Annotated in this window: 1 protein-coding gene; it reads right to left on the minus strand. The window is 61.5% G+C overall.

Annotation, left to right across the window (positions count from 1 at the left end):
* The coding region (locus tag ACFPOB_RS30390; RefSeq protein ID WP_377801879.1) for a hypothetical protein at nucleotides 1–591 on the minus strand (591 nt) is incomplete at its 3' end.
* Between the last annotated feature and the right edge of the window lie 260 nt (nucleotides 592–851).

Here is an 851-nt window from a genome sequence, read left to right on the forward strand (position 1 = left end):
CGCAGTGCCGAGGAGCGGCGGGCAGTGCGGCAGGAGAAGAGCAGGCCGCTTCTCGAGGACATGCATGACTGGTTGCTGCGCGAGCGCGAAACCCTCTCGCTTCATCCAGAGCTGCAGATCCTCTTCGGACATTTCCGAAGACGGAAAATGCCGAGAAAGGCCGAAGCCCTTAAACAGGGCGCGCACTTCCGGTGGCGCCTTGGACTCATCCATGGCGTCGCTGAAATCATAAGGCAGCTTGCGCGCACCATCCTGTCCGCGCACCCAAGGCACGGACACCTGGTGCTGCACCTTGTGGCTGCGAATGAAATTGCTCAGCAGCAGCGTCCCGTCCTCGGAAAGCTCGTCACTAGAAAGCTCCAGAAGAGCCTGCTCCATGCTGCTCTGATGACGGGCCGCAATCGCGCCGACGTCAAAGGTCGGCTCTGCCTTCGGCACAGGCTCGGCAACGAGAACGCCGTCATCAACGACAACCTCGACCTCGACCGGCGCGACGATCTCCTGCTGCGCGGCAATCGTCCCGGTCAGTAAAGCGCGACCGATCTCAGCAGCCGCCTTCGGTGCAATCGCGCGCGCCGGCGAAGAGGTCACCGGCGACACCGTTCCGCTACTCAGGCGTGCCTCAACACTGCGCGGCCCGCGCTTCGGATATCGGATGCGGCCGCACTAATCCACCGTTTCCACAGCTGTGGATGACGCCTCCGCAACCAGCTAAGTCATTGCCGCTTCAAATTGAAGCGATCCCCAGTTAGCTAGGCAGTGTGGACGGATTGCCGCATGCGTCTGTTCGAGGATTCCTCTGACGCGGATTGTCTGATTCATGGAGAGCCGACTGATTTGGAGGTCGGCGA

It is taken from the genome of Allobosea eneae (assembly GCF_042657265.1).
Classification (GTDB): domain Bacteria; phylum Pseudomonadota; class Alphaproteobacteria; order Rhizobiales; family Beijerinckiaceae; genus Allobosea; species Allobosea eneae.